21 protein-coding genes and 2 tRNA genes are annotated in these 24141 nt (G+C 71.3%); 10 read left to right on the forward strand and 13 right to left on the reverse strand.

The genetic code is table 11. The features are described 5' to 3' along the window. Both BGM09_RS38375 and BGM09_RS35875 read right to left on the reverse strand, forming a co-directional pair. Nucleotides 1-3338 (reverse strand): AfsR/SARP family transcriptional regulator (locus BGM09_RS38375; protein ID WP_223188075.1); only part of this gene is annotated, 3338 nt, incomplete at its 3' end. Between the two features lie 61 nt (nucleotides 3339-3399). Beyond that, nucleotides 3400-3939 carry a MarR family winged helix-turn-helix transcriptional regulator gene (locus tag BGM09_RS35875; protein WP_188285941.1) on the reverse strand — a complete coding sequence of 180 codons (540 nt, stop codon included), beginning with the start codon at nucleotides 3937-3939 and terminating at the stop codon, nucleotides 3400-3402. Between the two features lie 84 nt (nucleotides 3940-4023). Between BGM09_RS35875 and BGM09_RS35880 the strand changes: the two genes are divergently transcribed. Beyond that, nucleotides 4024-4668, forward strand: a complete 645-nt coding sequence (locus BGM09_RS35880) for an FMN-dependent NADH-azoreductase (protein ID WP_188285942.1) — start codon at nucleotides 4024-4026, stop codon at nucleotides 4666-4668. 87 nt (nucleotides 4669-4755) lie between these two features. On the opposite strand, the gene BGM09_RS35885 is transcribed toward BGM09_RS35880, so the two are convergent. After that, complete coding sequence (locus BGM09_RS35885) at nucleotides 4756-5661, reverse strand: methyltransferase domain-containing protein (RefSeq protein ID WP_188285943.1); 906 nt, start codon at nucleotides 5659-5661, stop codon at nucleotides 4756-4758. Nucleotides 5662-5717: 56 nt separating this feature from the next. Further along, entirely contained in the window at nucleotides 5718-6455 is a 738-nt protein-coding gene (locus tag BGM09_RS35890; protein WP_188285944.1) for a DUF4232 domain-containing protein, read from the reverse strand. Between the two features lie 188 nt (nucleotides 6456-6643). Between BGM09_RS35890 and BGM09_RS35895 the strand changes: the two genes are divergently transcribed. Beyond that, nucleotides 6644-8032, forward strand: coding sequence for a helix-turn-helix domain-containing protein (locus BGM09_RS35895; protein ID WP_188285945.1), 1389 nt, complete (start codon nucleotides 6644-6646; stop codon nucleotides 8030-8032). 48 nt (nucleotides 8033-8080) lie between these two features. Here BGM09_RS35895 and bla read toward each other — a convergent pair whose 3' ends face one another. Then, nucleotides 8081-9037 carry a class A beta-lactamase gene (bla, locus tag BGM09_RS35900; protein ID WP_188285946.1) on the reverse strand — a complete coding sequence of 319 codons (957 nt, stop codon included), beginning with the start codon at nucleotides 9035-9037 and terminating at the stop codon, nucleotides 8081-8083. A gap of 235 nt (nucleotides 9038-9272) precedes the next feature. Between bla and BGM09_RS35905 the strand changes: the two genes are divergently transcribed. Next, nucleotides 9273-10310 carry a LysR family transcriptional regulator gene (locus BGM09_RS35905; protein ID WP_188285947.1) on the forward strand — a complete coding sequence of 346 codons (1038 nt, stop codon included), beginning with the start codon at nucleotides 9273-9275 and terminating at the stop codon, nucleotides 10308-10310. Beyond that, entirely contained in the window at nucleotides 10307-11221 is a 915-nt protein-coding gene (locus BGM09_RS35910) for a serine hydrolase (protein WP_317453025.1), read from the forward strand. The genes BGM09_RS35905 and BGM09_RS35910 overlap by 4 nt, the downstream gene beginning before the upstream one ends. A 273-nt stretch (nucleotides 11222-11494) precedes the next feature. Here BGM09_RS35910 and BGM09_RS35915 read toward each other — a convergent pair. The 3 genes from BGM09_RS35915 to BGM09_RS35925 form a co-directional block, all read right to left on the reverse strand. Continuing rightward, nucleotides 11495-11603, reverse strand: a tRNA-OTHER gene (locus tag BGM09_RS35915). 118 nt (nucleotides 11604-11721) lie between these two features. Then, nucleotides 11722-12270 carry an NUDIX hydrolase gene (locus BGM09_RS35920; RefSeq protein ID WP_188285948.1) on the reverse strand — a complete coding sequence of 183 codons (549 nt, stop codon included), beginning with the start codon at nucleotides 12268-12270 and terminating at the stop codon, nucleotides 11722-11724. A gap of 59 nt (nucleotides 12271-12329) precedes the next feature. Continuing rightward, nucleotides 12330-13664: a transcriptional regulator gene (locus BGM09_RS35925; protein ID WP_188285949.1), complete on the reverse strand. Its 1335-nt coding sequence runs from the start codon at nucleotides 13662-13664 to the stop codon at nucleotides 12330-12332. A 312-nt stretch (nucleotides 13665-13976) separates the two neighbouring features. On the opposite strand from BGM09_RS35925, the gene BGM09_RS35930 reads away from it, so the two are divergent. The 3 genes from BGM09_RS35930 (at nucleotide 13977) to BGM09_RS35940 (ending at nucleotide 15970) form a co-directional block, all read left to right on the forward strand. Continuing rightward, nucleotides 13977-14483, forward strand: coding sequence for an ATP-binding protein (locus BGM09_RS35930; protein WP_188285950.1), 507 nt, complete (start codon nucleotides 13977-13979; stop codon nucleotides 14481-14483). A gap of 86 nt (nucleotides 14484-14569) precedes the next feature. Beyond that, the gene (locus BGM09_RS35935) at nucleotides 14570-14941 is read left to right on the forward strand and encodes a hypothetical protein (RefSeq protein WP_188285951.1); all 372 of its coding nucleotides are present in this window, start codon (nucleotides 14570-14572) and stop codon (nucleotides 14939-14941) included. A 177-nt stretch (nucleotides 14942-15118) separates the two neighbouring features. Then, the gene (locus BGM09_RS35940; RefSeq protein WP_188285952.1) at nucleotides 15119-15970 is read left to right on the forward strand and encodes a phosphotransferase; all 852 of its coding nucleotides are present in this window, start codon (nucleotides 15119-15121) and stop codon (nucleotides 15968-15970) included. A 119-nt stretch (nucleotides 15971-16089) separates the two neighbouring features. Here BGM09_RS35940 and BGM09_RS35945 read toward each other — a convergent pair whose 3' ends face one another. The 3 genes from BGM09_RS35945 to BGM09_RS35955 form a co-directional block, all read right to left on the reverse strand. Continuing rightward, nucleotides 16090-16317 (reverse strand): hypothetical protein, encoded by a 228-nt coding sequence (locus BGM09_RS35945; protein ID WP_188285953.1) that lies wholly within the window; start codon nucleotides 16315-16317, stop codon nucleotides 16090-16092. Nucleotides 16318-16943: 626 nt separating this feature from the next. Then, entirely contained in the window at nucleotides 16944-18308 is a 1365-nt protein-coding gene (locus BGM09_RS35950; RefSeq protein WP_411158414.1) for a DUF3631 domain-containing protein, read from the reverse strand. 514 nt (nucleotides 18309-18822) lie between these two features. After that, on the reverse strand, nucleotides 18823-19038 hold the full coding sequence (locus BGM09_RS35955) for a helix-turn-helix transcriptional regulator (protein ID WP_223188077.1): 216 nt from the start codon (nucleotides 19036-19038) through the stop codon (nucleotides 18823-18825). A 495-nt stretch (nucleotides 19039-19533) separates the two neighbouring features. Here BGM09_RS35955 and BGM09_RS35960 point away from each other — a divergent pair, with 495 nt between their 5' ends. Beyond that, nucleotides 19534-20769 (forward strand): tyrosine-type recombinase/integrase, encoded by a 1236-nt coding sequence (locus BGM09_RS35960; RefSeq protein WP_188285954.1) that lies wholly within the window; start codon nucleotides 19534-19536, stop codon nucleotides 20767-20769. Between the two features lie 102 nt (nucleotides 20770-20871). On the opposite strand, the gene BGM09_RS35965 is transcribed toward BGM09_RS35960, so the two are convergent. Continuing rightward, the gene (locus tag BGM09_RS35965; RefSeq protein ID WP_188285955.1) at nucleotides 20872-22026 is read right to left on the reverse strand and encodes a hypothetical protein; all 1155 of its coding nucleotides are present in this window, start codon (nucleotides 22024-22026) and stop codon (nucleotides 20872-20874) included. Between the two features lie 366 nt (nucleotides 22027-22392). Next, a tRNA-Ala gene (locus BGM09_RS35970) sits at nucleotides 22393-22465 on the reverse strand. Between the two features lie 106 nt (nucleotides 22466-22571). Between BGM09_RS35970 and BGM09_RS35975 the strand changes: the two genes are divergently transcribed. Together BGM09_RS35975 and BGM09_RS35980 are read left to right on the forward strand one after the other, a co-directional pair. Continuing rightward, nucleotides 22572-23135, forward strand: a complete 564-nt coding sequence (locus tag BGM09_RS35975; protein WP_188285956.1) for a helix-turn-helix domain-containing protein — start codon at nucleotides 22572-22574, stop codon at nucleotides 23133-23135. A 17-nt stretch (nucleotides 23136-23152) separates the two neighbouring features. Further along, a partial coding sequence (locus BGM09_RS35980; RefSeq protein WP_188285957.1) for a serine/threonine-protein kinase occupies nucleotides 23153-24141 on the forward strand: 989 nt, incomplete at its 3' end.

Below are 24141 nucleotides of genomic sequence, written 5' to 3' on the forward strand. Positions count from 1 at the left end.
AGGGCCTCGGCGGCGCCGAGGAGGGCGGCGGCCCGCGGCGCGTCGCCGTTGAGCAGGGCGAGGCCCGCGGTGGCCTCGGCGGCGACGGCGCCGCTGAGCGGGAGCCGCATGGCGACGCTGTCGAGGGTGACCGCCTCGCGGAAGTAGCCGCGGGCCAGGTCCGGGTCACGGTCGGCGACGGCGACCCGGCCCAGGGCGACGAGGACGGCGGAACGGGTGCCGTTGCTGGAGAACCAGCCGACCGGGCACTCGGCCAGCGCCTGCTCGTACAGCGCACGGGCGCCGTCGCCGTCCCCGCGCAGCCGGACGGACTCGGCCAGCGCCAGGTGGGCGAGGGACAGGTACTCGGGGGTGCCCGCCCGGCGGGACAGCTCCACGGCCCGCTCGCTGTACGCGGCGGCGGTCGCGTAGTCGCCCGCCTTGGTGCTGTACGCGGCACGGTTGCAGAGCAGTTCCGCCATGTCGAGCGCCGAGTCCAGCTCTTCGGCGAGCAGCAGCGCGTCACCGAGGAGGGAGTCGGCGAGCGCGAGTTCACCGCGGTGGTCGGCGAGGTCGGCCAGCACGTTGAGGGTGGTGACCATGCCCCACCGGTCACCGAGGCGGCGGAACTCCTCGTAGGAGGCGGTGCAGTGAATCCGCGCGGCGGCCGGGTCGGCGCGCATCAGCCAGGACTGGAATCCGGAGCCGAGCTGGATCAGCGCGCGGTACCAGGGGTGGTCCTGCTCGGTGAGGAACTCCTCGAAGACCGCTTCCAAGACGTCGATGCCCTCGTCGGGCACCCCGGCGAAGGGCGCCCATAGCAAGGTGAGCACGGGGTAGCGGCGGGACAGCCGGTGCATCGCCTCGACTACCCGGGTCGCCGCCGCGACATGGCCGGCGAACTCCTCGGGGTCGGGCAGCATCCCGACCACCGCCATCACGCACAGCGCGTACTCCTCCTCCATCCCCTCCGGCGGATTCGGGCCGAGGGCTGCGAGGACCTGGCGGGCGGGTCCGAAGCCCTCGTAGCGCACGCCGCGCAGCAGCCAGTACGAGGACAGGGCCGCGATCAGCCGCATCGCGGTACGCACCTCGCCCGCCTCCAGGCTGCGGTGCAGGGCGGCCTGGAGGTTGTCGCGCTCGTCGCCGAGCAGCCGCAGCCACTCCAGTTGCTCGGCGCGGCGCAGGTGCGGGTCGGCGGTGAGCGCGAAGTCCAGGAAGTACGCGGCGTGCGCGCGCAGTGTCGCCTCGCGCTCCCCTGCCTCCGTCAGCCGCTCGGCGCCGTACGCCCTGATCGACTCCAGCGCGCGGTAGCGGATCCGGCCCGCGCCGTCCGGCTGCTCGGCCACCACCAGGGACTTGTCGACCAGCGCGTCCAGCAGATCCAGGACGTCCTCGGCGAGGATGCCCGCGCCGTCCGCGCACACCGCCTCCGCGGCGGCGGGCGTCCAGCCGTCCGCGAAGACCGAGATACGGCGCAGCACGGCCCGTTCGTCGTCGGGCAGCAGGTCCCAGCTCCAGTCGACGACACCGCGCAGGGTGCGCTGGCGCGGCTGGGCGGTGCGGCTGCCGCGCGACAGCAGCCGGAAGAGCGCGTCGGGCCGTACGCCCAGGCTGTACGGGGCGTCGTCGTCGGGCAGCGCGCCGAGCCGGTCGGCGATGTCGGTGACCGACAGCGAACGCAGCCGGGCCGCGGCCAGCTCGATGGCGAGCGGCAGCCCGTCGAGCGCGGTGCACAGCCGCAGGACGGCGTCCACGGTGGCCGGGTCCGCGGTCGCGTCGAAGCCGAGTTCGGGGCGTACGGCGGCGGCCCGCTCGGTGAACAGCCGTACGGCGGGGGAGAGCAGCGCCTGCTCGCGGTCGGTGCCGGGCTTGGGCACGTCGAGCGTGGGCACCGGGCACAGCGTCTCGCCGTTGATGCCGAGGGCTTCCCTGCTGGTGGCGAGCAGTCGCAGCAGCGGTGACCCGGCGAGCAGCCGCTCGGCCAGCCGGGCCGCGTCCTCCACCACGTGCTCGCAGTTGTCGAGGACCAGCAGCAGCGGGCGGCCGTCCAGGGCGGCGGTGATCCGCGCGACGGGGTCGTGCGGGCCGGGGTCGTGCCCCGCGCCGCCGGACGCGGCCGATCCGGTCGCCAGCAGCCCGCCGGCCCGCAGGCCGAGCGCGCCGAGGACGGCCTGCGGGAGTTCCGCGCCGTCGCTGAGCCCGGCCAGCGGCACGAAGCAGGCGTCGTGCGCGTACCGCCCCGCGGCCTCCACCGCCAGGCGCGTCTTGCCCGCGCCGCCGGGGCCGGTGAGCGTGACGAGCCGTTGGCGCGCCAACTGCTCACCGATCCGCTCCAGTTCGGCGGACCGGCCGACGAAGCTGGTGAGCTGGGCGGGGAGTTCATGCCGGGGCGCGGCGGTGGCGGACGTGCCGCCCCCTGGGCCTCCCGCGCCGGCCGCGCCTCCCGCGCCTCCCGCGCCTCCCGCGCCTCCCGTCGATGTTCCACGTGGAACATGTCCGTCCGCGCCCGCCCTGTCCGCCGTGTCTGTTTCACGTGGAACATCCCGTGGGGCGGCCCGCGGTGCGTCGCGTGGGGCATCGCGTTGGGGATCGCGTGGGGCATCGCGTGAGACGTCCCGTGGAAGCAGCGCCGGGTCGCCGCGCAGCACGGCGAGGTGGACGGCGGCCAGTTCGGGTCCGGGGTCGGCGCCGAGGGAGTCGGCCAGTTCGCGCCGGGCCTCCTCGTACGCCTCCAGCGCCTCGCTCTGCCGTCCGCTGCCGTACAGCGCGCGCATCAACTGGCCGCGCGGGCGCTCCCGCAGCGGGTGCGCGGTGACGAGTTCGCCGAGTTCGGCGACCAGTGAGCGATGGCGGCCGAGGGCGAGGTCGGCGTCGACACGGTCCTCGACGGCGCCGGTCCGCAGCTCTTCGAGCCGGGTGATCTGCGCGGCGGCGAAGGGGGCGGCGCCGACGTCGGCGAGTGCGGGGCCGCGCCACAACGCGAGCGCGGTACGCAGCAGTCGTTCGGCGAGGACCGGGTCGCCCGCGGCCAGGGCGGCGCGGCCCTCGGCGCTCAGCCGCCGGAAGCGGTGGGCGTCCACCTGGTCCGGTGCGACGGCGAGCCGGTAGCCCGCAGGAAGCCCTTCCAGCGGCACCGGCAGCACCTGGCGCAGCCGGGAGATCTGGGACTGCACGGCGTTCCCTGCGCCCGCGGGCGGCTCGTCGCCGTAGAGGCCGTCGATCAGCCGCTCGGCGGGCACCGCCCGGCCCGCGTCGAGCAGCAGCAGGACGAGCACCGCGCGCCGCCGGGGGCCGCCCAGCGCGACCTCGGCGCCGTCCGCGCCCACCACCCGCGTCGCGCCCAGGATGCCGAACATCACGCCCCCGTTCTCCGCCCTGGAGCGCGGGCCGACGCCGCCCGTGGCTCCCCCGGCACCGTCAGCAGGTCTCTGTGTCCTCCGCCTCGCCCAGGCACTCCGGCGTGGCGGCGGGGGCGTCGGTCACACAGCTCAACGCCGCGTCCGCCGCCGTCCCGTCCACGCCGTGTCCCGACGCGGCGAGCTGGAGCAGATCGTAGAGGGTGTCGCGCTGGCCGGTGTCGAGCGCGCAGAGGACTTCGTCCTCGACGCGGGCGAGCGCGAATTCGGCCTTGGCCAGCCGCTTGCCGCCCTCGTCGGTGAGCTGCACCAGGTGGCGCCTGCGGTCCTCGGGCGAACGGAGCCGTTCGATCAGGCCGTCCGTCTCCAGATCGTTGAGCAGGCCGACGACATTGGCGCGGTCCATCATCAGCGTCGTGGAGAGCGCCTGCTGGGTGCTGCCGTGCTGGTCACGCAGGACGGTGAGGGCCACCAGGTGCCGTGGACGCAGGCCGAGCGGGGTCAGCACGGACTCGGCGTGCAGTCGCATCCGGCGCGTGAGCTGTTCGAGCAGCGCGCCTGAACGTCGCGGGGGCTGGTTGAGCACGGGCAGTGAGGCCACTTCAGCAGTCTATCGGGCGGCGAGGAATCGTGACGTGCTATAAATCGTTGGTGTTACACAAATCAAGTATGAAGGGTTAACGAGATGCCTCACCTCCTGCACATCGATTCCAGCGTCCAGGGCGACCGATCCGTCAGCCGCCGGTTGACCGCGCGGGCCGCCGCCGCCTGGAAGGCCGCCCACCCCGACGGCACGGTCACCTACCGCGACCTGGGCAAGGACCCGATTCCGCACATCCACTCCGGCACCGTGGGCGTGGCGATGGTCCCGGCCGGGGACCGCAGCCCCGAGCAGGCCGCCACCTACGCGCTGTCCGAGACGCTGATCGGTGAGGTCGAGGAGGCGGACACCGTCCTGCTCGGTCTGCCCGTCTACAACTTCGGCGCGCCCAGCAGCGTCAAGGCGTGGGTCGATCACCTGATCGTGCCCGGCCTCTCCGTCGACGCCGAGACGAGGGACCCGCTGCTGACCGGCCGCGACTTCGTCGTCCTCGCCTCGCGCGGCGGCGGCTACGCCCCCGGCACCCCCCGCGAGGGCTGGGACCACGCGGAGCAGTGGCTCCCGCACGGCGTGGTCATGACCGGCCTGGTCCCGCGCTTCATCACCGCCGAACTGACCCTCGCGCCCGTCACCCCGGCCATGTCCGAGCTGATCCCGCTCGCCGAGAAGAGCCTCGCGGCGGCGGAGGAGTCCATCGACGCGCTGTGGCAGCCCGCACGGGCCGCCTGATCCCCCGGGTTCTCGGAATCACGCACCGGCGCCGTAGGCGCGGACCGACGTGCCTCGCCTCGACGTCCTCGCCCCGGCCTGCCTCGGTTACGCCTGCGCCACCACGATGTAGAAGGTCACGGCCGCGAGGAAGGGTCCCGAGGCCAGGTGGTCCAGCCAGCGGCGGGCCCCTCCGACGGTGAAGTACCCGGCGGCGAGGGCCCGCCGCGTGGTCCGCTCCAGGCCGAGGACCTTGTCGGCGGCGCCGACGTCCCGGAAGGCGGGCGTCACCGGGACGACCGTCGGCACCGTGAAACCGGCCTCCGCCGCCAGCCGCGGGAGCTGCCTGCCGATCCGGGCGTTACGGATCACCTCGTCGGTCACGTACCGCGTGTAGGCGCGCGACAGCTCCTCGTCGGGGTGGTCGACGGTCAGTGTGTCCCAGTCCGGCTCGCCCAGCACCAGCCGCCCGCCGGGCCGCAGCACACGGTGGGCCTCGCACAGCGCCCGTACGGGATCGGCGACGTGTTGCAGTACCCGGTCGGTGCGGGCGCGGTCCACGCTGCCGTCCGCCAGGGGCAGTTCGTGGACGTCACCGAGGTGGACGGTGACCGTGTCCCGGCCGGCGGTACGTTCCCTGGCGGTGTCGACGGCGACCTGGTCGTGGTCCACACCGATGACCGCGCCGGGTGACCGCGCCGGGGCGGAGCCCGAAGCCGTACGCGCGGCCGTGTCCGTACCCGCGGCCGTACGCGAGCCTGTGCCCTCGGTCGTACGCGGGCCCGTGCCCGTACCGCTGACCGCGTCGGCGAGGGCGCCGAGATCGGTGCCGGGGCCGCAGCCGATGTCCAGGACCGTCTGGCCGGTCCTGACATCGAGCGCGTCGAGCATGCGGCCCTTGTAGAGGCGGCCCAGGTCGGTCGCGGCGAGGCGGTCGAGGTAGGCGACGGAGCCGGGAGCGACGGTCTCGAAGACGATCGATGCCGGTGAGGCCGGTGAGGTCGTTGACGTCATGGCGCCAGTGAACCAACCGCCGCCGCGCGGGCGGGCTCCTTCCCCCGAAGGGGTGGTCACCAGGAGATCGCGTCGTTCATCGACTGCTGCCAGTAGCTGACCTTGAGCGAGTCGTCGATGTAGGTGCCGCCAGCGGGCAGCGACGGGTGGGCGCCGGTGCCGACGCTCTCGTTGCCGGAGCGGCCGTGGAAGTAGACGTTCAGGGTCTTCACGGTGCGGCCGTGCGCGGCGCTGCCGTCGGAGGCGGCCAGCACGATGACGGCGTAGCCGGACTCACCCGGGTTGAGGGTGACGACCGCCTGCGGCTGGGACTCCTCGATGACCGGCGGCTCGGCCTGGGCGTCGGTGAACTGCACGGACGGGTACGTGTAGAGGAAGCAGGGGTTGCCGCCGGTGTTGGTGACCGTGAGCAGCATGTGGTTCACGGGACGGTTCAGCGGGGACGCGACCGTCTTGGTGTTGGAGCCCTGGCAGGTGACCGTCTTGTTCTTGGCGGCGGGCTTCTTCGGCGCGGGGGCCTTGGCCGCGGGCTTCTTGGCCGAAGCGTCCGCGGCGGGCTTCGAACCGACCGGCGTGCCCCCGGCGTCCGCAGTGGTGGAGCCGGAACCGGGAGTGAGGGTCGGACCGGCCGAGGGCGACTCGTCCGAGGAGGAGGAGGAAGAGGCGGGCGAGGCCCCCTCGTCCCTGACGCCCGACCCGTCGTCGCAGGCGGTCAGCGCGAACGCGGCGAGTGCCACGGTCGCGGCGGCGGTGACGAAGCGGATACGGGTACGGGAGTTGCGGATGCTGGACATGTGGCGGGTGCCCCTTAGTCGTTCGGGTGGTGGTGCTGCTTGGATGACTGGAGCTTGCGGGGCGATCCGTCCCAGCCACCAGCATCGGCGGGGAGTTGGGGACGCTGGGATGGAGAAACGGGCTCTGAGCAGGGGGAACGCACATCCCCTGGAATGCGTGACTGGGACGCGGGGGGATGGAGGAACTGATGTCGGTGGCAACAGGGGCCGGTGAAACGAACGAGTTCGCGACCCTGCTGCGGCAGCTCAAGGACCGTTCGGGACTGAGCTACGGGGCGCTGGCGAAGCGGCTGCACATGAGCACGTCGACGCTGCACCGCTACTGCAACGGCACCGCGGTGCCGAACGAGTACGCGCCGGTCGAGCGCCTGGCGCGGGTCTGCCGGGCGACGCCCGAGGAACTGATGGAGCTGCACCGGCGCTGGATCCTCGCGGACGCGGCGCGCGACCGGCGCGCGGAACAGGCCGCGGCGGCGCGGGCGGGGGCCGGTGCGGGGGCCGCGCCGACGGCCGAAGCGGACCCGGCGCCTGAAGCCGGTCCGGCCCGGACCGAGGCGTTGAAGGCGGCTCAGGAAGCGGCGCCAGAAGCACCCGCACCCGGAACCGGCGAGCACGGTGAGCACAGCGATCTGGTCGTCAGTGACCTGCCGCCCGAGCCCGTACGACCGCACCGCCGCCGTACCGCCCTGATCGCGGCCGTCACCGTGGCGGCCGTGCTGGGCGCCGTGGTCCTCGCCGTGAATCCGCCCTGGGGCGCCGAGAAGAGCGGGCAGAACGCCGGCGGGAACGAGCAGGCGGTCGGCGCGACCGGCCCGACCACCGGCCGGGCAGACGCGACGACGCCGTCCGCCACCCCGCCCTCGAACTCGACCTCGCCGAGCGGCACCCCGTCAGCCCCGCTCTCCGCCACCCCCACCCCCACCGCCACCGAGACGCGCGGATCCGCGCCCGGCGCCACCGGCACGGGCGACAGCGCCGCCCCGCCGCTCAGCGCCAACGTCCACCCGTACGTCTACGACGACCCGTGCAGCCAGCACTTCCTCGTCGACAGCGAACCGGCGCACATGGGCCCGCCCGCCAGTGAGCAGGACGCCCCGCGCTGGGCCGCCGCCTACGGAGCGGTGTCCTCGGACGAGGAGCGCGTCTCCCTCACCGTTCAGGGCACCGGCTCCGAGACCGTCGTCCTGGAGGCGCTGCACGTACGGGTCGTGTCCAAGGCCGCCCCGCTCGCCTGGAACGACTACGCGATGGGCGTCGGCTGCGGCGGCGGCGTCGGGTCAGCGGCCTTCGACATCGACCTCGACAAGGGCAGCCCGCACGTCACCCCCGAGAACGGCCAGCGCGACTTCCCGTACAGCGTCAGCGAGTCCGACCCCGAGGTCTTCTACGTCACCGCCCACACCAAGACCCATGACGTCCGCTGGGACCTGCTCCTCGACTGGTCGAGCGGCGCCCGCCACGGCACCCTCCACCTCGACGACAAGGGCATCCCCTTCCGTACCAGCGCCGACGTGAACCGTCCCGGCTACGACTACCCGCCCGGTTACAGCGACTGGATCAAGCGGGAGGGCGGCTGACCCGACGGCCGCCCGGACCGGACGGGACCGGACCCAGACCGGACCGGACTACGCGAGCGCGCCGAAAGCGACCTCGGCCGCCTTGGCGATGAGCGCGTCGTCGCGGGTCGCGTCCTTCGCCGCGCGGCGGGACAGGACGGCGAGGACGATCGGGGCGGCCCCGCCGGGCGGCCAGGCGATGGCGATGTCATTGCGGGTGCCGTACCCGCCGGTGCCGGTCTTGTCCCCGATCCGCCACCCGCGCGGCGCACCGGCCCTGATGGTCTGATCCCCGGTCGTGTTGCGCACGAGCCAGTCGGTCAGCACGGCGCGCTTGTCGGCGGGGAGGGCCGTCCCAAGGACGTACGCGCGCAGGCCGGTGGCCAGGGCGCGGGGCGTGCTGGTGTCGCGGAGGTCACCGGGGACGGCGTCGCTGAGCGCGGGTTCGACCCGGTCGCAGTGGGTGACGTCGTCGCCGAGCGCGCGCAGGGCGTCCTGGAGCCGCCGGGGGCCGCCGAGTTCGCGGAAGAGGAGGTTCGCGGCGGCGTTGTCGCTGTACCGGATGGCCGCGTCGCACAGGTCGCGCACGCTCATTCCGCTGGCCACGTGCTTCTCGGTGATCGGCGAGTTGCTGACGATGTCGCCCCGGCCGTAGCGCACGACGCGGTCGAGCCGCCGCGGCGAGTTCTTCTCCAGGATGGCTCCGGCGAGCAGGGCCTTGCAGGTGGAGGCGTACGCGAAGCGTTCGTCGGAGCGGTGCGCGACGGTACGGCCGCTGCCGGTGTCGAGCGCGTGGACGCCGAGGGTGGCGTCGAACCTCTTCTCCAGCTCGGCGAAGGCGCGCCGCGTGGCGGGGTCGGCGGCGTTCGGTGCGGCCGGTGCGTTCGTTTCGCTGGGGGCGTTCGTCGCGCTCGGGGCGCTCGGGGCGGACGTTCCTGAGCCGCCGCAGCCGGTGACCGGCACGGCCGCGAATCCGGCCAGGGTGGCGAGCGCGGAACGGCGGGAGACTGGGGCGCGGGTGTCCATGGGGTGCGCGACTCCGTTCTGAGGGTGGCGGGTTCGCACCGGGGGGCCGCCGGTCGGCGGTTCGGCTCGCCGGTCCTGTGCGCCGCCGGAGACGGCCCCCGGCGTCGGTGCGGGGGCACACCGTACGGTCGGCCCCTCGTCCCGGAGTCAAGCCCGCGACCCGGCGGGATGTCGAATACGCTCTTGATGTCGGAATGATTCACAGGCCGTATCGGCGCACGCCAGGGGGCACGGATTGCTGACGGAACGGCATCTGGAAATCTTCGTCGCGCTGGCGGAAGAGGGACACTTCGGGAGCGCCGCGCAGCGGATCGGCATCACACAGCCGCCGCTGTCGCAGGGCCTGCGACGGCTGGAGGCGCTGCTCGGCGTCCGGCTCTTCGACCGCGAGCGCGGGGTGTCCCTCACCGAGGAGGGCGCCCTGCTGCTCCCGCACGCCCGCCGGGCCCTGGCCGCGCTCGCGGAACTGCGCGAGACCGGTGCCCGTGAGCAGGCCGACGGCCGCCGTCTGCGCCTCGGGCTGGCCCCCGAGGTGCCCGCGCCCCTCGCGGCCGACGCCGCGGCCGAGGTCGCGGGCGCGGGCGCGCCGGTACGGACCGGTGAACGTACGCGCATCGGCGTGACGACGGCGTCGACGGCCGTACTGCTCAACGACCTGGCCGCCGGGCGGCTGGACATCGCCGTGATCCGGCACCCGTCCGTGCTGCACGGACTCACCGCGGGCCGGGTGATCCTGCTGCCGACCTGGCTCCTCACCCCGGTCGTCCCTCCGGCCGGTCCGCACACTTCCCACAGCTCCCACAGTTCCCACGGCTCCCACGGCGACGGTGGCGCGCCGCCGCGGCTGCCCGTCGCCGTACGTCCGCGGGCCGAGGCGCCCGCGGCCCACGACCTGTTCGTGGACACCCTGGCCAGCCGTGGCCGCCGGGTGGAGACGGTGGTGGTCTCCGACGAGCGCGCCGGTCTCGCGCTGGTGGCGGCGGGTCAGGCGGTGCTGGTCACGGCGGACGACACGCTGACGGCCTCGGGGGTGGAACGCCGCGCGGCGGCCGATCCGCCGCTTCCGCTGCGGCTGCGGGTGGCCTGGGATCCGCGGCGGCCGGGGGCGGGGGAGACCGCGGAGACCGCGCGGCGGTTCGAGGAGAGCCTGGCCCGTACGGCCCTGGCCCGTACGGCCCTGGCCCGTAGCGTCGCGGCCCCTGACACTTCTGCGCGCTCTGCGCGCTCTGTTCGCTCTGCGCACGGCGTCCCGGTCCGGCGGGTGGCGCCGTGAGCGGCACGCGGCACAAGAGCGGGGTGGAGCGGGCCGTCCGCGCCATGTTCGACGACGCGGGCGTCCGCGGCTGGCTGCACGTAGCGGATCTGCGCCGCCCGTCCGACCGGGTGACGATCGACTCCGGCGAACGGCTGCCCATCGCCTCCGTCTACAAGGTGCCGCTGATGGCCGCCTTCTGCCGCCTCGCGGACGCCGGACTGCTCGACCCGCGCCGCCCGGTGACGCTGGTGCCCGACGAGCGGGTCCCCGGCGCGACCGGCGTCTCCGTTCTCCGCGACCCCGTCACCATGTCCCTGCGCGACCTGGTCGTCCTGATGATGACCATCTCCGACAACGCCGCGGCCGACGCCGTCCTCCGCGCGGTCGGCCCCGACGTGGTCGACGCCATGTGCCGCGAACTGGGCATGCCCGACACCCACATCCACGGCGGCGTCGCCGGCACCTTCAGCCGCCTGGTCGCCGAGACGGGCGCCGCCTCCCTGGACGCGGCCCTCGCCCGCGTCGCCGACAACGACTCCGTCGCACCCCCCGGCGTGTACGACCCGGCCTTCAAGGCGTCCGGCACCCCCGCCGACATCGCCGTGCTGCTCCGCGCGATCTGGACCGACGAGGCCGCCTCCGCCGCCCGTTGCGCCTTCATGCGCGACGTCATGCGCCGACAGCCCTGGACCCACCGCCTCGCCTCCGGCTTCCCGTACGACGACATCACCGTCTACGGCAAGACCGGCACCTTCGGCTCACTGCGCCACGAGGCGGGCGTCGTCGAATTCCCCGACGGCTCCGCCTACACCGCCGTCGTCTTCACCCAGGCCGCCCGCTCCGACACCAAACTCCCCCGCGCCGACGCCGTCATCGGCGCGGCAGCCCGCGCCGCGGTAGAAGAACTCCGCGGAACCCGCGACGCCTGACCCTTCTCGGCCGCGGCTTCCACGGCCCGTGGCCCGTTGCCCCCAGGGGGACCCACACCCGCTTGCCGCGCGCGAACGGGGGGGGCTGCCTCGCGGACGGGCGTCGAGGGCGACCCGCCACCATGCCGGATCCGGCAAACGGGATGTCCAGCGGTCGCGGTCGAAGGGCATCACCTGGGCGAGAACCGCGCCGCGGTCGGGAACAAGCTGTCGCTCACCCGGAAGCCGACGGCCCGCTCACCGCGCTGATCCGCCGGCCTGCGTAAAGAATTGTGGAGCCTAGGAGATTCGAACTCCTGACATCTGCCTTGCAAATTCTTCCGGGGCGGGTTCGTGAGCTGGTCGGATGAAGGCAGTGGGACGCTGACCTGGGGAAACTTCCGCCGCTGGTTGCCACTGGTGGTGGGGGATATCGCGAGCCATGTGTACCGGATGCGTACTGCCGATCTAGGAAGCGGCATCATCAAAGGACCGTTAGCCAGGGCGTTCGGTCCGCTGGGTTAGACCGCTTCTCCGCCCACCGCGTGCATGTGGTGGAGCAGGAGGAGTGCAGCGACCGCGTTGGCGGAGCGGATCTCGCCGCGCTCGATTAGGGAGGGGATCGAGGACAGCGGGACCCATTCGCGGCGTTCGGATTCGAAGTCGTCCTCGGGGTGGCCGATGTGTTCGGCGGTGGTGGACCAGTAGACGTGGTGGCGGCCGTCGGTGAGGCCGTTGGAGGGCTCGACGGTCAGCAGGTGCTGCAACGGCCCTGGGCGCCAGCCGGTTTCTTCGAGCATTTCGCGGGCGGCTGCGGCTTCGATGTCCTCGCCGTGTTCGACGACGCCGGCGGCGAGTTCCCAGCCCCAGCTGTCGGTGATGAAGCGGTGGCGCCACAGCAGGAGGGCTTCGCCGGCGTCGTTGACGGTGGTGGCCAGGGCGACCGGGCGCTGACGGATGAGGTAGTGGTCGAGGTGGCGGCCGTCGGGGAGTTCGACGTCGGCGAGGTTGAGGGTCAGCCAGGGATTCTCGTAGACGGTCTTCTCGCCGTGGTTCTTCCAGACCGACATGGGCGTGCTCCATCCCTGGTTGCCTGCGGGGTGCCTGGGACGCTACCCCACCGCCACGGTCACAGCGACAGTGAGAGCGAGGCGTCGATCTGCTCGACGGCGTCGCGTGCTGCGGTCGAGCCGTGGTCGGCGAGCAGGCCGCGCAGGCGGACGAAGCGGTCGCGTAGGCGCTGTGATTCCTGGCCCTGGGCCAATGTGAGGGCGGTGAGGCTGTGGGCGGCGGCCTGTTCGGGGTTGCCGCGGCCGAGGTCGGCGGTGGCGAGTGTGGCGAGGCGGTGCACGGATCCGCGGGCGTGGGCCTGGGCACGTACGGCTTCGGTGGCGTAGGTCTGCGCCGGGGTCCAGTCGCGGAGGCTGATGAGGGCTTCAGCGAGCTGCGCCTCGACCAAGCCCGGCTGGACATAGCCGAGTTCGGCGGGCTCGTCTGCGGGACGGATACGGGCAGCGGCGGCTTCGGCCAGGAGCATGCAGCGGTGGGCGGCGCTCTGGTCGCCCATGCGGGAGAACGCCTTGGCCTGCATCGCGTACAGGTCGGTCGCCAGCGCTGGCGACATGTCGGCCCCGGCAGTACGGATGCCAGCCTCGGCGAATGCGACGGCCTGCCGGAAGTCCCGCATGAAGACAGCCTGGTTGACCAGGAGGGCTATCACGTATCCGCCGAACGCCCGGTCGCCGGAGGCTTTGGCGAGCCGCAGTGCCTGGTGGAAGTACCGCTGCGCGAGACCCTGGGCGTTGGAGTCGTACGCGCAGATCCCGGCGACCGCGACCAGCCCGCCCACCGCCCGGTGCAGGTGGCGGCCGGTGGTGTCCGTATAGGCCCCGCGGACGAGCGGGGACGTACGGTCGGCGAGGAACCGTACGATCCGGCCGCGGGTCGCGACGCCGCCCACCTGGCGGTACATCGCCTCGTAGTGGCTGCGGGCGACCCGGAGGACATCGACGTCCGCGCGGCCTACGTGAACGTTGCCTGCGCGGGAGACGTCGAGGTCGTCGGGCGGGTTCTCCCACTCCCACACCGGCCCGATGGCCGCCATGCCGGTGATGAGCGGTGCGCGCTTGACGTCCTCGCGGTCCTGGCCGTCGCCGCGCCACAGCGCGGTCGAGCGTTCGATGAAACAGGCCAGCGGGGTGGCCGGTTGGGCTGTCGCCGGGTTGCCCATGCCGATGGCGTCGAGGCTGATCGGCCGGCCGAGGCGTGCGGCGAGCACGTCGCAGATCAGGTCGGGTACGACGCCGCGCGGTCGTTGTCCGCGTAGCCAGCGGATCACTGAGGCGTGGTCGTAGCGCAGTTGCTTGCCACGGGCACGGCCTGCGGCGTTCACGCGGGTGGCCAGGCCGACCCGCGACATTCCGGCCTCGTCGAGCAAGGCGTCCAGCAGCGTATTTGGCTCCATGTGATCCTCGCATCACTCAGTGCAGCAAGCGTAGCCAATTCCCTTTCACACAGTGTGTGTTCGCACCCTCCGCGCTCGGGTCCCGTACACACTCCCGCGCGGCCGACGGACGGCCGAACCTCTTCTCAGGGCCGCGTAGCCATCGGCAGGCAGCACAGTCACCGACGCGTTCCCCGGCGAGCAGCCGCCTCTACCTGCCCACCTGTGAAAGGTCGACATGACATGCCTTGCTCCACCTCATCGGGCTCACGGAGTGCCACTCCGCTGGGTGTCCGCCTGCGGCGGCCGACAGTGAAGAACCGAGACCCTGCCGTGCCGTCCGGATTCCTGGTGCCGGCCGACGAAGCGGAGGTCGCAACTGCCCGGCGCAAGGTCGTCGAGGTCGTCCGTGACTGGGAAATGACGCAACCGGATGAACTACTCGACGACGTGGCGCTGTTGACGACCGAGGTGGTCACCAACGCCATTCGTCACACGCGGGCCGCATGCGCCGTAGCCGTGCGATGGACCGGAACGCGGGTGCGGGTCGAGGTCACAGACGTCGACCCGAGGCGGCCCAGTCCACGCGAGGAAGCCGCTGACGCGGAGGACGGACGCGGTCTGCTCCTCATCGCATCGCTGTCCGCCGACTGGGGCTGCGAAGAAGTACCAGCCGGAAAGGTCGTGTGGTTCGAGGTCGAACCCCCGCAGGCGGAGCCGCAGGCCGGACAACCGGCGGTCCACTTAAGGAGCTTCGCGTCGAGCCTCATGCATGCGAGCGGGATCGCGCGATTGCGCCAGCCGTTCGCTCGCCCCGCCGTAGAAGGGGGGCGGTCATGAATCAGCCTGGCCACCCCACGTTGGAGCCGGACCAAACGGGCATCACGGTAACAACGACACCTTCACTCGTCACCACCGTGAGATGGGTGTGCGATCGCACCACATCTCTCGCCGACAGCGCGTTGGGCGAGCTGCTCGCCCTGGCCCAGAGCGGTATTCGCCCTCTTCAGGACGCGGACCGCTGGGTGCGCTGCGCACTGGAGCGGCATGAGCCGGGCATCCCTCACGTGGGACTCGTCATGGACCCCCACAGCCTCGCCAAGGGCGCCATCTGGCTGCGATGGCTCGACAGCTCCGTCTACTCGGCCCTCGCCGTGCTGCCTGACTGCCCGGCGGCATCCCCGGGTGGAGGGGACGGGTGCTGCGAGTTCGACGGCCACAGCGGCGGCCACAGTTGGGAGTTGGCCGACACGGTCGACCAGGGGACCGAGGCGGAACGGCAGGACAACGCGGACTGAACGGTTCGCGGTCTCATCTCAGCAAGAAAGGAGGTGAGGTAGATGGTCTTGTCGAACTGCGATCACGAGTGGGTCGGATGGTCGGGCAAGGTTCGTTGCCGGAAGTGCGGGGCGACGCAGTAGCGTGTGCGGCCCCGAGGCCGAAACCTCGGGGCCCCTTTGGTGGGAGGTGCCTGGATGCCGCGTACGGAGTGGGATGTACTGCCGTCGGCCGTGCGGCTGGCGGTGGGCGGGCACGTGGGGGCGGTGACGGGCTGGGTGCCGGTGACGGAGGGACTGACGTGCCAAACCGCCGCGGTGCTGACGACGGCCGACGGGCGGGTGTTCGTCAAGGGCGTACCCGTCTCGGACGCGGACGCGGTGCTGGGCCAGGACTGGGAGGTCGCGGCGAACCCGCTGGTCGCCGGGGTGGCACCGCTGCTGCTGGCCCGGGTGGCGGTCGCCGGGTGGGATGTGCTGGTGTTCGAGTACGTCGACGGGCGGCACGCCGACCTCACCCACGGCTCCGCGGACACCGAGTTGGTCGCGCAGGCGCTGGAGCGAATGCAAGAGGTGACCGCCGGCGGCCTGGCCCCGAGGCTGGCGAACCGGTTCGCGCACGTGCTGTCGGACGAGGAGCAACTACTGCTGGCAGGGGACACGTTGCTTCACACCGACACCAACCCCCACAACCTGCTGATCGGCACCAGCGGCGCACACGTCGTCGACTGGGCCATGGTCGCCGCCGGCCCCGCCTGGATTGACGTCGCCCTCACCGCCGTACGCCTGATGGAAGCCGACTGGCCGCCCGAGGCCGCTCTGACCTGGGCCGGCCAGTTCCCATCCTGGCAGTCCGCCGACCCCGTGGCCGTAGCCGCCCTCGTTGCCGGCATCTGCCGCGACTGGGAAGCGCGACTCGGCCCCGACGCCGCCCGCCCCAGCAACGCCCGCTATCAGGCACTGCTCGGCGCATCAGCAGAGTCCCGTACTCCAGCCTTTCGCTCAGAACTTTGGCCCGGGGTAAGTGGTTCGGGCACCAGGCCGACCTGACGCCGTGGAGTCGCTGACGCCTGGCTCGGCAATGCGCTGGCAGAAATCAGGATGAAGCTCTTTGAAGACTGCCTACGCCTGCTGGATGCCCAGTGGGCATCCAGCAGGCGTCCATCGGGTTACTCGTCTGTGGGGGCGTAGAGGTAGCTGTCGGGGCCGAGGATGTCGCGGAGCCGGTTGTACGCGGTGCGGTCCTGGTCGCTCATCAGGGGGAGGGCGTGGCTGACGATGGAGCCGTCGGGGAGCTGGGCGAAGTAGGGAAGCAGCAGTTTGGGCAGGGCCTCGACGGCTTCCTCGTACTCGCGGTGGTAGGCGCCTTCGCGTTCGATCTGGTCAGCGGCGATCATGAACTCCTCCCGGGTGGCGCTGAAGGCGAAGTTCTGCTCGGCCTAGGTGAAGGGCTGGCCGTCGCGGTGTGACCACCTGTTGGTGTCGGGGCGGCGGCGGAAGTCCGTGTCGCAGAGCAGGGTGACGACGTCGAGGCGGATGTTGGACAGGGGTAAGGAACTCCTTGTGGGGTGATTCGGGAAGGGTGCGTTCTTGGGGCGTGCTCGGTGGGGGGCGCGGTGGACGCGTCACGTGGTGCGGACGGCGTGAAGGTCGCTTCGCGGGCTGACGGGTAGGAGGCGGTTGGGCGCGGTTTGGCCCAGGGACCTCCGAGAGGTCCGGTCTCGCCACCCCCGGGGCGGGACCTGACGAAGGCGCCTTCGCCGGCGGCGAAGAGTGTCTTCGCCGATATCTTGCTCCCGCTCGCGGGGGCCTGCGAGAGCAATGCTCTCGCTATATCTTGCTTGCTCCTCTCGGTCGGGGCGGTGGGTTGACGGTCAGCGACGTGTCCCATCCGTTGCTGGGCTGGTCAGAGCCGGTACGGGTCACGGTCTTGGTACGGGTCGACCCGTCACAGCCGGGTCACCCGTCCCGCGCTGACCTGCGGCGGGACGGGTGATGCGGGTTGATGAGGGTCAGCCGCCGGTCAGCGGCGCGGACCCGTACCAGCCGAGGGCGGCGGCAACGGGAGGCCCAATCCCCGTGGCTTGGGCATGGCCGCCGACAGCGGGCCTGGCCCGACCTGGGCATCACGCCCAGGGGACTCGGTGTTATCGGGCTGGGGGCAGTAGCGGTTCCAGGCATCGGTGAAGTCGGCTTGGGCGTAGCCGCGGCGCTGGCCGTCGGAGAAACGGCGGTTGGCGGGATGGATCTCGTAGTCCGCCAGCAGCATCTGGAGCTTGCGGGCAGTCAGCCCGGCTGGACCTTGTTCGTGCCAGGGGGCTTCGGGGTCGGCGTTCAGGGTCTCCAGCAGCTTCTCGGTGGCCAGCAGCGCCGGGTCGCCGTGGGCGGCGAACGCGGACCGGATGTCGGCCAGGATGCGGACCTTGGCGCCCCGGTCCTGTTCGTTGCCCTTCTCCCGCTCGGTCATCACCCGGCACGCGGTACGGGCCCGCTGCGGCCACGCACCTCCCGCCAGGTCGGCGACCGCGACCAGCGGCTCCCACGTATCGGCCGCCCGGTCGCGGACCGGCATCGCCGGGATCAAGTTCGCCGCCTCCTCAAGTCGGGTCACCAGCCAGTCCGCCAGCCGGTCCCGCACGTTGTGGAGGAACGGGATGGCGGTGCGGGTGCGGAAGTCATCGACGTGCTCGGTCTCCAGGCGTTTGCGCATGCGGATGATGACGGCGCGGTCCATGATCGTGTCGGGCAGGTCGCCGATCCCGGCGATCGCCGCCATGGCGAAGGTCGGGAACTTCACGGGCTTGTGCTCCGCCCCCGTGACACGCGTGGTCGGGCGGTTGCGCTGGTGGCCGGCGTTGAGCAGACCTCGCATCTCCTCGTTCTTCTCTGCCATCTTGGCGCTGCCGAAGATGGTGTCGGCCTCGTCCACCAGGAGGGTCGGCGGCTTCTCGGTGATCGACCGGAAGATCGCCGACGGCGACGAGTTCACCGTGATGAACGGTTCATGGGCCGTCTCAAGGAGCACGTCCAGCAGACGCGACTTCCCGCACGCCTTCGTCGGCGCCACGATCGCCAGCCGCGGCGCGTGCTGCCACGCCGACTGAAGATGCGTCGCCGCAATCCACAACGTGACCGCGTCCACTGCCTCCGGACTCGGCGGGACCACGTATCGGGCTACGGCGGAACGGAGTTCGTCCAGCAGTCCGGAACCCTCACCCGGCCGATGGTCCGCCGATCCGGTCCGCACCTCGCCCGGTCCGCCAGCTTGGTCCGCCGGTCCACGGCCCGGTCCGCTTGGTCCGCTCGTCTGGTCCGGCAGCGCGGGGTCTGGTCCCGCTGATCCGCCGGGACCACCACTTCCGGTCCGCTGACCGGAAGTGGTGGTCAGCCCTTCAGTGTCCGGACCACCCTGGTCCGCTGTCTCGGGTGCCGTGACCTGCGGGGACCATGGCGGGTCCACTTCCCGGTCCGGTACGCCCCCTGGACCAGCCGCGGACCACTCACCAGCGGCCTGGTCCGCGGACCACCCGCTCGCGGTCCGGTCCGCGGCCGGACCAATGGGCTCGCCAGGGGACCGGTCCCCGCTGGTCCCCTGGACTGGGTCCGGCGGATACTTCGCGTGCTCTGTCTGCGGACCGCCGGACGGCGGACGGCGAATGGACCGGTCCGCTCACCTCGGCCAATGGTCCGCCGGTCACGCGTCCCGGCTCACCCGGTACCGCCACCGGCGGCCAGGGTTGCTGGGGTGGTGCGCCTTCGGCGCCTGGGGTCCTACCGTGCATGCATCACTACTCCTCGAAGGGTGGGGTACGGGCTGGCAGCCTGTCTCCGCCCAGGTCGATCATCGACATTCATGGGGAGTTGCCGTGCCCTCCGGCACCGGCTCGTCACGGCCGTGCGGGTCACGCCGCCAGATCGACCGCCTGGCCGTCCACCCATGCCTCGACCTCCGCCCAGCGGTACCGCAGGTGACGCCTGAGCTTGTGGACCCTCGGCCCGGCGCCCCGGTGCCGCCACTGGTAGAGCGTGGCCACCGGCACCCCCAGGTACTCCGACACCTCCACCGGAGTCGCCAGCGCACGCCGCACCCCTGCGACATCATTCCTCGCCTTCTGCAATCCTTCTCGCTTTCTCCTCCGCCGACCGGCGGCCGTTACAGGTCCCGGCCACGAGCGGCCGGGAAGAACACAACCGTAGAAGCAAAAAGGCCGCCGACCAAATAATTCGGCACTTGGCTCTGAAATCTCGTGAAGGATGCCGACCGGCGGCTAGCCCAGAGGTACCGTACAGAACTCAAACCCGCCGACCAGCCGCCCCATCCCATCCGAGGACACCATCTCAACAGGAGATACGCCACGCCAGGACTCCTCGGCGCGGGAAGCTAGCACGGAATGTGCCGCCAACAAAGCAACAGCCATAAAGGGGTCACAAATTCATCCCCGACAACCGCGCGGCCAGTCATCCCAGTACGAGAAAATAACGAATCCGAACCAGTGTTCAAAGCAGCGGACGGCGGGTAAATGCAGCAAGCTCGCGAACCGAATACAGAGGGAGCAGAACCGCTTGTTCATAACGAACACCCCGCACCACCGATACCACCGGACCGGTGCCTGATGGCCCGCGTCTGGATAGAAGACCGCGCCAGCCACACCGCGTACCAGCGCGCGGTCGCCCAGGCCAGGCAAGCCGGACGCACGCCACCCGGCCGCTGGCGCGTGCGCTGGTACAGCCCCGACGGCAAGCCAAAAGCGAAGACCTTCGCGCTCAAGGTCAGGGCGGACGACTTCCGCTCCCAACTCCACGCTCGGCTCGGGGACGGCACGTACCGCGACCCTGCTGCCGGACGCGTCTCATTCGCCGTGGTCGCCGAGTCGTGGTTCGAAAGCCAACTCCACCTCAAGCGCTCCAGCCGGGCCCGCTACCGGATCGCGCTGGACACGCACGTTATCCCCAGGTGGGGATCCACACCTGTGGAGAGGATCCAGTACGACGACATCGCCGCGTGGCTGTCCGAACTCGCGACGGGCAGGACGACCAACGGACGCCCCCAGGCGGCACGCTCGATCCGCAAGACCTACGTCGTCCTCAGCCGCGTCCTCGGCTTCGCCGTCAAGTCCCGCCGCCTCGCCTTCAACCCGGCCACCGGAGTACCGCTGCCCGCTATCAATCCCTCCGACCACGTCTACCTCGATGAGATCCAGGTCGAAGCCCTCGCCGACGCAGCCGCCGAATACCGCGCCTTCATCCTGCTGCTCGCCTACACCGGCCTCCGCTGGGGCGAAGCCTCCGCCCTGAAGGTCGGCCGCATCGACCTCACCGCCCGCCGAGCTCACATCGTGGAGGCGTTTGGCCTCGACGGCGGCAAGCTCTATCTGGACACGCCCAAGAACCACGAGCGCCGGTCCGTGCCCCTCAGCGCATTCCTCATCGACGAGCTGAAACCGCACGTCGAAGGCCGCGAGCCCGACGAACTCCTCTTCACCGGTCCCCAGAACGGCGCCCTGCGCGCCAGCAACTTCGTCCGCCGGGTCTTCGACCCAGCCGTCACGGCGGCCGGTCTCGGCCACCTCCACGTCACACCCCACAAGCTCCGCCACACCGCCGCCTCGCTCGCCATCGCCAGCGGCGCCGACGTCAACGTCGTCCAGACCATGCTCGGCCATAAATCCGCCACCATGACCCTCGACGTCTACGGCCACCTCTTCCCCGACCGCCTGGACGAGGTCTCCAAGAAGATGCACAAACGCCGCGCCCGCGTCCTGGCCAAGGCGAAGGCCAAGGCTGAGAAGGCCGCACGGAAAGCGCAGCAGGCGGCGGAGCTGGCGACGCTGGAGCGCGCAGCAGCGTAAATGGGGGCCTTAATACAGTTGGGGGTGGCTTGCCCCTAAAGTGCAAGCCACCCCAAAGTTCGGTCCGCCCTTGGCCTGGCTCAAGTCACAAGCGTGGCTGACTCAAGAACGATGGCCGTTCCGCAAAAGGTTGAGAAGCTCTGACGCACTCGGTAGCTGCCGCCGGAGAAACCAGCCGGAGTTCAGTGCAATGACGAGAACAAATATGGCGTCCAGCGCTTGGGACGGGAGACCCGCCAGAGCCGCCGCGGTGACAGCTGCTACTGCCACCGTGCCAAGGATCAGGAAGCGAAGCCCCTCCCGGGGAGCAGCGGCTGCCGGTTGGCCCAATTGGTCTTCGTCGAGTAGGCACGTGAGGCGACCCTGCGCGTAGCGCTCGGCAATCGTGACGAGCATGACGGCCATGTCCTGAAATGCGGTACCAGGGTGGGTGTCCTGCCGTGCCTCACATACGCGTAGAGCTCCTACTACCTGGGCCGCATGAGCGTGCAATGCCTGCCGACGATGAGAGACCACACGTTTACGCGGGGATGATATCCACGCCAGACGCGGGATTTCGTACCGGATGCGATTAGCTTGCCAGATGGCGCGTTCAATTAGCCGTAGTTGAACTCGGGGAACTTCGCACGCTCCTGCAGCCTCATGCCACTGGCGGTGGGCTCGAGCGCAGTGTGCTGCGGCACCCAGGATGACGATGACAGGGAAAAATCCCCCTCGCGTGACCTCAACTCGTTCCTGCCGCCGATGGTCAGCGCTCTTTCCCGAGGAAGCAACTCCGAACATGAAGGTGGCCCGGGCACCGCAACCCAACAAGATCAGAAAGGCTGGCACACGTATGAATGCGCCAAGTGGCGGTTGACGCCACGTCAGATCTTGCGCCCGGCCAGGCAGCGTGGCCGCCTTCTGCGCGACGAAGGTGACCGCGTCGTGAACGCCAGGCCCGAGCTCCGTCACATTCCATGCGATCGCGGCCAACATTAGGCATGTCGGCGCGAGCAGCAGCATCCCTGAGACGAAACGTCGCCACCAGCCAGCCACACACATCGGAGCCAGACCAGGCAGATCCTGAGGCAACCGCCCTGCGACCACCAGCGTCACTTCAGCGCCGACGTCAGCGACGAACGTCCTTGCGCGCTCGTCGGCATAGGCACGACACCTGCTGAGCAGAGGAGCGATAACACGCTTCTTGGCGAGGGCCCATAGAAGGAAGAGCCCACCCAAGATCAACAGCCAGAGCAGTACCGCCAGTACCGCCAAGAGAGTCTCCACGCCGTATTCTCTCGTCTCGCACCGACATGCGGGCGGGAGTTCCCGGATGGTGCTGCTAACGACCATCCCACGCAGACCACAAGAACAAGGGGGCAACGAACGCCGGCACGCAACGCCGTGCCCGTTCGAAACAGATGCCGAGCGGGGGTTCAGCGTCACCACGCCCCCGGTAGGGCAGCGGGACGAGGGTCCGCAATGATCCAGCGGCCACAAGCGACCCCGCGCAGACACCGTGGCCATCGGAGCAGGTCCTCTATACCACTCCGCGCCTGATGTGTACAGAATGCGTCCCGGACGCCAACGGCCCCCTCGCCCTGACCGGGCGAGGGGGCCGCTGAGCTGCGAAAACGGGGGTGGAGCCTAGGAGATTCGAACTCCTGACATCTGCCTTGCAAAGGCAGCGCTCTACCAACTGAGCTAAGGCCCCGCTACGGGAGACAGCGTACCGGTTCCGGGGGCGGGGGCCGAACGGGTATGGGGGTGGGTCCGTAGGATGGGTTTGCTGGATTCGCGGGAGCAAATTGGGAGCGCGTATGGATGCGTCGGCGCAGGACTCGGCACGTCGCGCGCAGGAGGCGAGGGAGTTGCAGCGGGGGTGGTACGGGGAGCCCTTGGGGGATCTGTTCAGGCGGCTGCTCGCGGACCTGGGGCTGAACCAGGCGCGGCTGGCGGCGGTGCTGGGGCTGTCGGCGCCGATGCTGTCGCAGCTCATGAGCGGGCAGCGGGCGAAGATCGGGAATCCGGCGGTGGTGCAGCGGTTGCAGGCGTTGCAGGAGCTGGCCTGGCAGGTGGCGGAGGGCCGGACGGGGGCGATCGAGGCCGCGGCGCGGATGGACGAGATCCGGGAGCTGGCCGGGTCGTCGGTGCTGGGCGGTACGACGACGCACTCGGCGGCCGGGGAGCTCCCGGCGGCGCCCGCGCGGCAGGTGGTGCGGGGAATCCAGGACGTGCTGCGGTCGGTCGCGTCGGCGGAGGAGATCGAGCGGGCGGCGCACTCCCTCGCGCCCGCCCACCCGCACCTGGCAGAGTTCCTCCGTGTGTACGGCACCGGGCGGACCGGTGAGGCGGTCGCGCACTACGAGGCGCATCAGGACTGAGGGGAGGGGCGCGCACCATGGGTGAGGTCTTCGCGGGCCGGTACGAACTGGTGGACCCGATCGGCCGCGGCGGCGTGGGCGCGGTCTGGCGCTCGTGGGACCGCCGCAGGCGCCGCTACGTGGCCGCCAAGGTCCTCCAGCAGAGCGACGCGCACGCGCTGCTGCGTTTCGTCCGCGAACAGGCGATGCGGATCGACCACCCGCATGTGCTGGCCCCGGCGAGCTGGGCGGCCGACGACGACAAGGTGCTGTTCACCATGGACCTGGTGCACGGCGGCTCGCTGTCGCACCTGATCGGCGACTACGGGCCGCTGCCGCCGCACTATGTGTGCGTGCTGCTCGACCAGTTGCTGTCCGGGCTGACCGCCGTGCACGCCGAGGGCGTCGTCCACCGCGACATCAAGCCCGCGAACATCCTGCTGGAGGCGACCGGCACCGGCACCCCGCACCTGCGCCTGTCGGACTTCGGCATCGCCATGCGCAAGGGCGAGCCGCGGCTGACCGAGACGGACTACGTGGTCGGCACGCCCGGCTACTTCGCGCCGGAGCAGATGCTGGGCGCCGAGCCCGACGTCCCCGCCGACCTCTACGCGGTGGGCCTGGTCGCGCTCTATCTGCTGGGCGGGCGGAAGCCGGACGCGCAGGCGATCTCGGAACGCTTCCTGACGATGGGCATGCCGCCCGCGCCCGTGGGGGTGCCGGAGCCGCTGTGGCAGGTCATCGGCGCGCTGCTGCAACCCGACCCGCGGGCCAGATTCCGTACGGCCAACGGCGCGCGCAAGGCGCTGGCCGCCGCCGTGGAGCTGATCGGGGAACCGGCCGCGGGCGACGAACCGGTGGAGGTCTTCGACCAGATCGGCCCGCTGCCCGAGGGCTTCGGCCCGGACGGCCCGCTGCCCGCCAAGTCCGCGCAGTCCGCGGAACGCGCGAGGCACGCGGGACCCGCGGAACCGGAGCCCGCCGCGCCCGCCCCGCACACCGCGCCCGCCCAGCAGGCCGCCGCCTC

Origin of the sequence: Streptomyces sp. CBMA29, from assembly GCF_014596445.1 — a bacterium.
GTDB lineage: Bacteria > Actinomycetota > Actinomycetes > Streptomycetales > Streptomycetaceae > Actinacidiphila.

Coding starts and splice junctions, on each gene's coding strand:
- BGM09_RS35880 (WP_188285942.1), top strand. CDS start 4,024: ATGCCTCACCTCCTGCACATCGATTCCAGCGTCCAGGGCGACCGATCC.
- BGM09_RS35885 (WP_188285943.1), bottom strand. CDS start 5,661: ATGACGTCAACGACCTCACCGGCCTCACCGGCATCGATCGTCTTCGAG.
- BGM09_RS35890 (WP_188285944.1), bottom strand. CDS start 6,455: ATGTCCAGCATCCGCAACTCCCGTACCCGTATCCGCTTCGTCACCGCC.
- BGM09_RS35895 (WP_188285945.1), top strand. CDS start 6,644: ATGTCGGTGGCAACAGGGGCCGGTGAAACGAACGAGTTCGCGACCCTG.
- bla (WP_188285946.1), bottom strand. CDS start 9,037: ATGGACACCCGCGCCCCAGTCTCCCGCCGTTCCGCGCTCGCCACCCTG.
- BGM09_RS35920 (WP_188285948.1), bottom strand. CDS start 12,270: ATGTCGGTCTGGAAGAACCACGGCGAGAAGACCGTCTACGAGAATCCC.
- BGM09_RS35925 (WP_188285949.1), bottom strand. CDS start 13,664: ATGGAGCCAAATACGCTGCTGGACGCCTTGCTCGACGAGGCCGGAATG.
- BGM09_RS35940 (WP_188285952.1), top strand. CDS start 15,119: ATGCCGCGTACGGAGTGGGATGTACTGCCGTCGGCCGTGCGGCTGGCG.
- BGM09_RS35945 (WP_188285953.1), bottom strand. CDS start 16,317: ATGATCGCCGCTGACCAGATCGAACGCGAAGGCGCCTACCACCGCGAG.
- BGM09_RS35960 (WP_188285954.1), top strand. CDS start 19,534: ATGGCCCGCGTCTGGATAGAAGACCGCGCCAGCCACACCGCGTACCAG.
- BGM09_RS35975 (WP_188285956.1), top strand. CDS start 22,572: ATGGATGCGTCGGCGCAGGACTCGGCACGTCGCGCGCAGGAGGCGAGG.